Annotated in this window: 2 protein-coding genes; one reads left to right on the top strand and one right to left on the bottom strand. The window is 45.5% G+C overall.

Annotated features, from left to right (window positions below):
- The coding region (locus G3R49_RS05260; RefSeq protein WP_167868859.1) for a VCBS domain-containing protein at positions 1-7,074 on the top strand (7,074 nt) is incomplete at its 5' end.
- 132 nt (positions 7,075-7,206) lie between these two features.
- Here the strand turns inward: G3R49_RS05260 and G3R49_RS05255 are convergent.
- Positions 7,207-8,271 carry a methyltransferase gene (locus G3R49_RS05255; protein ID WP_167868858.1) on the bottom strand — a complete coding sequence of 355 codons (1,065 nt, stop codon included), beginning with the start codon at positions 8,269-8,271 and terminating at the stop codon, positions 7,207-7,209.
- Between the last annotated feature and the right edge of the window lie 24 nt (positions 8,272-8,295).

Here is an 8,295-nt window from a genome sequence, read left to right as displayed (position 1 = left end):
AATGCACAAAGCGCGATCCAAGGGCTGAAAACAGGTGAGTCGCTCACCGACACCCTGCTGGTACACTCGGTTGATGGCACTGAGCAGAAAATTACTGTCACCATTAACGGCACGGACGATAAAGCGGTAATTGCAGGAACGAGCACTGCGAATCTTACCGAAGACAAAGATGTCCATAGTGGTCAACTGCGCGTCGATGGTGCACTTAACATCACAGATCCTGACCACGGCCAAGCCCAGTTCAGCGCTGAAACTCTGCAAGGGCAATATGGTGAGCTGAGTATCAGCAACTCTGGCCATTGGATCTACACAGCTGACAATTCACAAACAGTGATTCAAAGCCTAAAAACAGGCGAGTCGCTAACAGATACTCTGATCGTACGCTCCGTGGATGGCACAGAGCAGCAGATCACGGTGACCATTAACGGTACAGACGATAGAGCAGTGATTACAGATGCTCAAACAGATATCAATTTACGTGGTGTTACCGAAGATCGAGGATATACCGATACCCATTACGATCTTCATTATGAAGGCAAATTGAACGTTAAAGACCCCGATAAAGGAGAAGGCAGTTTTGACCCCAATATCGGCCCACAAACCTATCAAGGCATTGGATACGATACCAAGTTAGGTGGCCATGTATTATTAATGCGAGATGGCCGTTATACCTACACCTTAGATAATCGCAACATTCAAAACCTCGCTGAGGGAGAAACTCAAAAAGACTCCGCGGTGATCAGAACCGCTGATGGCACAACGCATACCATAGAGCTTACCGTTCATGGCACCAACGATAGGCCAACCATTGCTGCACAGTCGCAATCGGTAGTCGAAGGTGGCACATTGTTGCATGGACAGATGCTAGGTCAAGATATTGATCACGGTGCTATCCTGAGCTATTCAGCCCCACAAATAGATGGATTCACCTTAAATACCGATGGTAGCTACAGCTTTGACCCAAGTCATGCAAGTTATCAATCACTGGTCGCAGGGGCAACAAAAACGCTAACGATTCCAGTTACCGTGACTGATGAGCATAACACCAGCGCAACTCAAAACCTGACGATCACCATTAAGGGCATAAATAATGGCGCGACGATAAGTGGGGTTGATACAGGTGATGTCAATGAGGGCCAAGGCAGTTACGCAGATATGTCTCCAGACTATGCCCAGCCAGGCATGGCTAAGCTGGGTCAAGCCGCATTAACGGCTGATGGCAAGTTAGACATTATTGACCCTGACACTGGTGAATCCCTTTTTGATCCTAAAGGCGGTGCCTGGAATAACTCTTACCATGGACAATATGGACACTTACTTTTAAACCCAGATGGAACGTGGCATTACCATGTCACCGTTGGGAATGTCGATTGGGTAGGAAACCGCAAAACAACAATTGGCACAACCATTGATCAATTAGGTGAGCATCAAACGTTAACTGATACCATTACCGTATACTCCAAAGATGGCACATCTCACGATATTGTTATCACCATTCATGGCGACAATGACCGCCCATACTGCTCTTCAGAAGTGCAACTTGCCAGTGGTAAAGAAGATCTAGCTCAAACCATCTCTGTTACGGATCTTTTAGCAAACACCGTCGACGTGGATGCCAATGACGTCGGCAAACTAACCATTGCCAATATCAGCGTCAATCATGGCTCACTCAAAGATAACCAAGATGGCACCTTTACCTTTACCCCAGACAGAGACTACAACGGTCAAGTCCATTTCAGTTATGACGTAAAAGATGCCCATGGGGGGCTCACGCATACTGGCGCTACTACCACCTTAAGCGCTGTTAGGGATACGGCTATCATTAGTGAAGTCACCACAGAAACAGTTATCGAAGATGGTTCTCATAACAGACAGAACCTTGGACATATCACAGAGCTTGCCTCAGGTAGTTTACAAGTTATTGACCCTGATAGCGGCGAAAATAAATTTAGATATAGCCAATTCGGTGAAACAGCCATAAAAGATCAATTCAATGGTCAGCTTCGAATAGATAGTGCTGGCAACTGGGGATACAGCGTTGACAATAGCAAATTACAACATTTAGCTGCCGGCCAAACTGAAGAAGTGGTTTATCGAGTTCATAGCCAAGATGGCACGGCATATGAACTCCATATCCAAGTTGAAGGTACAAATGATGCCCCGGTGGCCAATATTGTCACTTTATCCAATGGCACTGAAGATACTCATTATCAGATGCAAGCGAGTCAATTTGGCTTTACAGATATCGATACTGGCGACACCTTACAATCTATTGCCATCACCGACCTACCACCAGCATCACAAGGTAAGTTTGTCTTTGACGGACAAACTATTACCGCAGGCCAAAGTATTACGACTGCGGATATCAGCAAGCTGCAATTTATTCCGGCCAAAGACTTTAACGGAGATGTGCAGTTCACCTTCACAGTTAATGACGGTCACGTTGATTCCGCACCAGCTAAAACATCAATTCATATCGCTTCTGTTGATGATCCATTAATTGATAGCGGTATGCGTGATTTAGGTACAGCGGATGAAGATACCACCACACATTTTACAGACGCGCAATTACTCGCAAACTTATCAGATGCCGATGGTGTCTTACATGTAAGCGGCGTGCCGACATCAACTCATGGCACAGTAACAGCGAATGCAACAGGAGGGTATGACTTTACCCCGAATGCAAATTACCATGGACCAGCTGAAATTGATTATAAAGTCAGTGACGGAACGACCGAGTACGCCCAAACGGCTCATTTAAGTGTGAGCTCAGTTACCGATGCAGCAACGACTTCCTTGTCTGCAGAAGTTCAACGTACAGCATTTGGTTTAACCTCATCATCCGACCATGGATATATCAAACCACAAGGCGATCAAATTAATTCGGGAGGTGACTTACACGCTTTTACGGCTGAATTCACTTATATCCACGATCCAAAAATCACCATTGGTACTTATCAGGATTTTGTTATGTTTCATGGGGTTAAACCTGATGGCACGCCTGATATGGATGGCGTTAATTTCGGCATGTGGACCTTTGGCGGTAATTTGAAGTTTACCAGTTCACATATCAGTGGTGATAACGGCAACCCTGGAGTCAATTTTAACGATGGGCAAGACCATCGTATAACCATGACATGGGATGGTAAAACAGATACCGCAAGACTTTACGATAACGGCGTTTTAAAAGTTACCGTTTCTGGTTTCGCTGGAAGCGATCACATTGCTGCCAACCCATTTCTTAACGTAGGCAGTAAATACGTGCCAGGGCATTTTGCAGGACAAGATAAATTTCCAGGACGATTGCTCTCAACTAGTTTTGCCTCGCAAGCACTTACACCAGAACAAATTCAACATGGCCCAGTCTATGAGTCTGTTAGTAAAAATAATGGCCTATTAATCGACATTCGATCCGACAGTCATGGGATTATATCTGACCAGACAGGTCACCATCAGCTTGATATTGCTGACTTACATACGTTTACAGGTGAAATGGTCAATATTGGCTCAACGGCTTTAGCACCAGGCGATGTATTACATATGCACCTGTCAGTAGCCGCTCCTATAGATCATGACGATGTTCTCAGCAAAATAGAGGTATTGGGACTTGCGAAAGGCACGATTCTTACCGATGGCCATCATAGTTTAACGATTGGCTCAGCGGTGCAACATGCGGATGTTACCGGTTGGGATTTAGATAAAGTGACCGCAACATTACCTGCTCATGGCGATCAGAACATGTTAATGCAATTAATCGCTACCACAACAGGGCCAGATGGAGTAAGTGCAACCGATAGTGCAAAACTGCCAATAATATTAGATGTTAATTCCCCGGTTCCTGATGCTGTTATTACCGGAGATGAACACCTAGTAACAGATGAAACCTCTACTGTTTCTGGCCAACTAATTATTACAGATACAGATCCATCGCAAGCACACTTTATTGCTGAAGTGATACCAAGTGCTCATGGTCAATTTATAATAAAGTCTGACGGAAGTTGGGAATTCACCCCTAGTAAATTGGCTGAAACCTTGACTCTAAACCATAACGCCACTGACATCGTTACCGTAAAAACCATTGATGGAACAGAGCAACAATTGAGTGTAACACTCATCGGTAGCGACACCGCCCCAACCACCGTCACCACGGATTTAGGCAAGGTTGAGTCTGGCCACTCCCACGACTTCCAGGCAACAGATTTGCTTGCTAATGTTACCGATGTCGATACCAGTGCAGCGGGATTATCGATTGTGGCAGGCTCACTATCCTCCCCCCATGGAACTGTAGTAACTAATCCTGATGGCAGCTATAGCTTTACTGCAAGTCCAGGTTTTGTTGGTAACGATTTAGCCATTAGTTTCAAAATCAGCGATGGTCATAATACTGTTGATGCCAATGCAATAATCGATGTTACTCCGCCTTTAGCGATTACCCGATTAGAACATGATACAGGTACCAGTGATAGTGACTTTGTTACTAGTGACGGTCGCATAATCTTATACGGAACTGGTGAGCCGGGTGCCACAATCATGGGAACAGGGATTCTCACAGGCCCTAAAACGATTGTCGATGACAATGGACACTGGAAATTAGATGTTAGCGCAACAGATCGAGCCGATGGCACCTATACGCTGGCTGTATATGCACTCAAAACAGACGGTAGCTATGCACAAGCACATCATCGAGTCACTATCGATACAGCCAAACCAACCTTGTCTATCGACCCAATTTCCGACGACGATTGGGTGAATCATCATGACCACCAGCAAGATTTAACGATTACGGGCACCACTACCCATGTGGCTGATGGTAATTCAGTTGAGGTGATTGTGGCTGGTACACACTATAGCGCCAGCGTAAGTAACGATCATTGGCACCTGGTCATTCCGGCAAATCAAGTTGCCAATATTGGCGATAACGCATACCTAGTCCATGCTGAAGTTATCGCTACAGCTACTGGCGATAGTGCTCATGAACAGCGACAACTGGTGGTTTCAGCAGATCTCACCACACTGGTACAAACTAGAGGTGTTGAGGAAGACACTAAGACTAATGCAACGGGAACGTTATTTGCCGTGGGCGCCAGTGAAACAGTTACCACTACGGGCTTATTACAAGGTAACTACGGCACGTTACAGATGAATGCAGATGGTAGTTACCAATACACATTGGACAATAACTCAGCCACTATTCAGCAAATGGGGCAAACCGATAGCCATGCAGACAATTTTTTCATTAGTTACACCAATAACCACGGCGACACCAAGCATGCCGTAGTTAATATAGGTATTCATGGCACCAACGACGCGCCACTACTAACAGGCACCTTTGAGATATCCCGTTCGATTACCACGGGCACAATGACCAATACTCACTCATATGGCTATATCAATATCGATGATATTGATAGCACTGACAACCTCAGCGTCGAGTACATAGATAAACAAGGCGCTCATCATCAATTGGATTTCACTCCCGGTAGCAGTAATAGAATTGATGTACAGGGTATTGGCCACTTTAATATTGATGCAGACGGGCGCTGGGACTTTACCTTTAGCCATAGTGGCTCAGAGCGAGACAAACTCACTCAAGAGGTTGCTGCAGGTAAAATTCATACCGAAAGCGTTACTCTCAGAGTAACAGATATCAGCGGTGAGAGCCGAGAAGAGCATCTGACCGTGCATATTGGTGATGGTAAAACCGGACCGCAAATTTTCGGCGCTTCTGAGTCTGTAGTCACGGAAGATAAGGTCACACGCTCGCACGGTTTACTCGATTTATTAGTCGGTGATGTCAAAGTCGCCAGCGGAGTCACCTGGACATTGCAAGCCGGAACACGTCCGCAATATGGTGACCTAACCTTAAATAGCGATGGCAGTTGGCAATATCAGGCTCATAACGATTCGGCTCGAGTGCAAGCCCTAGCTCAGGGTGAGCGACTTGAAGAAACTGTCATGGTGACAGCTACAGACTCTCTTGGTCACAGCGTTGATCAAGCCATGAAGTTAGTGATCATTGGCACCAATGATATACCCGTTGTCGGCCATGCGCTTTCAGGTACCGTGGTCGAAGATCATCTACTTACACTCACTAAAGCAGATTTACTCGCTAACGTTCATGACTTTGATTTACTTGATCATTTTAATATTAGCCAATTACGCCTTGAAGGTGATGGGAGTATTACCCAGAAAGGTGATCACTGGGTCGTCAATCCAGGCATTAATTTTAGTGGTGAATTAAGGCTGGCTTACAAAGTCTCAGATGGCCACACATCGGTCGACAATAGTATGGCTATCCATGTGTCACCTGATGCTGACACGCCCGCCATGATATTCACTAAACATGTCGGTGACTTATCAGCGCCATTGGATAGTTTTGCTATTCAAGGTAATCAAAATACTGAGCTTGCACTAAACATCAACGTCTCCAGCCCTGACAACAATGAAACGCTTACTGTAGAGATAAGTGGCCTTCCCTCAGGTGCGAGCTTATCTGCTGGTACAGAACATAATGGTGTATGGACCCTACTACAAAATGAGTTAACCAACCTGAAACTGCTGCCTGAAACAGACTTTAGTGGTCATTTTGATATTCAAGTTGTTGCTACAGCCCACGATGGTAATTCAACGGCAAGCAGTCGTCAGACACTTGGTGTCGATGTGCTTCAAACTGTCGCGGCTGTCGCACAAACCTCTGCTGCCGACGAGCCGATCGAGGACAGTCAGGCCAACGTTGTTGAAGAGGTAAGTTCCACCATTGAGCCTAGCTCACCTGTTGACCATTACTTCCAGATGATAGGGATCACCCCGACAGAGGATACGGTTACACCCGCTAATTCACCAACAGAACCGGTAGCCGAGTTTACCCGTACAGTTCAATCGGGTGCTGACGCAGATATGCTAGACGTGACTCTAACAGATGGATTTGAAAATCCGCTGGCTGATCACGACGACCTTTTACCTCATTCTCAATCAGAAGACGTAGATGGGATACCTGGAGACCAAACCGATCATATTGTTAGCGATGATGATCTGTTGAGTCAGGCATTAAACGATATGCACAACCAAATGTAGCCAAACATTAAAAAGCTCACCTTCGGGTGAGCTTTTTGCTTTTATATAGGCAAAATATTCAACCTTGCTATACCCATAAAAAAACGCCGCTAGTTTCCACTATCGGCGTTTTTGTTTAATCAATTTGATAGCTTACAAGCCAACCTCGATTAAAGAGTGACCTAAACCAATATTGTCGGTTTGTTTGATAATCGACAAACCCGCAAGTTCGATAAGCGGCAAGAACTCGTGGCTCATATAGAAACGGCTATTACCATTGGCAATGGCAGTGAAATACAAGCTAGTCGCGTTAAGTGAGTAGCTTGCTGATTCAAATTCCTGACAATCAGGAAACAGCTCAAGAATAAAGATACGCGAGTCTGGGCGCATGGCTTCTTTCACGCGCATCAAGATGCTAACGATTTCTTCTTTTGAGAAGCAATCAAGGAACTGGCTCATCCAGTAAACATCTTTACCTTTTGGCAGAGCATTTTTAGGTGCAAGCAAATCACATGGGAAGGCTTCAACACGCTCGCTATAACCAGCTTCTTCCATATTCACCGTTGCAACGGCTAGCTGCTGCGGCAAGTCAACCATAGTGACCTGAACATCACTGTTATGATTACAGCATTGCTTGGTCCATTTACCGGTATTGGCACCAATATCACACAGTGTGGCAGTAGGTTTGGCAAACACTTCTTTTAACAGCGTTGGAAAGCTGCGATCAGAGTAATAGTGGTCAAAACCAAACCAGCTGTCTTTTTCACGTTGAGTAAGCTTAGACAAACCTTGGTATAAAGTGTCCCACTCGCCTAAGTGCTTTAGTCCTGCAGGCTTAGTATCTTTGATCGCTTCGGTTAACTCACCCATGCCCTGGTAGCAAATGTCTGCGACAAAATCCATGTTAGCAATAGTCATAGGATCAAAGTCGACAAACTGGCCCAGCTTAGTAATTTGGTACTTGCCGTCATTCCAGGTCACAAGGCCTGCGGATAAACCCATATCGAGTAGCACAGCTACGCCGTATTCAGTAACTTGAGTTTGCTCTGCGAGCTCTTTTGCGCTCGCACCTGCTTTTGGTGCATTACCTAAAGCGGCCAGAATACCTAAGTCGCGCAAGCTCTTACTTGCCTGAAACGCAATCGGCGCAAAAGCAAGCCTTTGCGCCTCTTCTTTCGCACTTAATGCGGTGCGATTATCTTCATTATAAAACTTCATTAACTTCTTTCTATCGAGGGTCTA

The sequence above is a fragment of the Shewanella sp. WXL01 genome (assembly GCF_012263345.1).
In the GTDB taxonomy this organism is placed as follows: domain Bacteria; phylum Pseudomonadota; class Gammaproteobacteria; order Enterobacterales; family Shewanellaceae; genus Shewanella; species Shewanella maritima.
Note: the sequence above shows the minus strand (reverse complement) of the source record. Positions and strands in the feature narration are given on the sequence as shown.

Excerpts from the sequence above, each read along its gene's own strand:
- G3R49_RS05255 (WP_167868858.1), bottom strand. The coding sequence starts at position 8,271 with ATGAAGTTTTATAATGAAGATAATCGCACCGCATTAAGTGCGAAAGAA.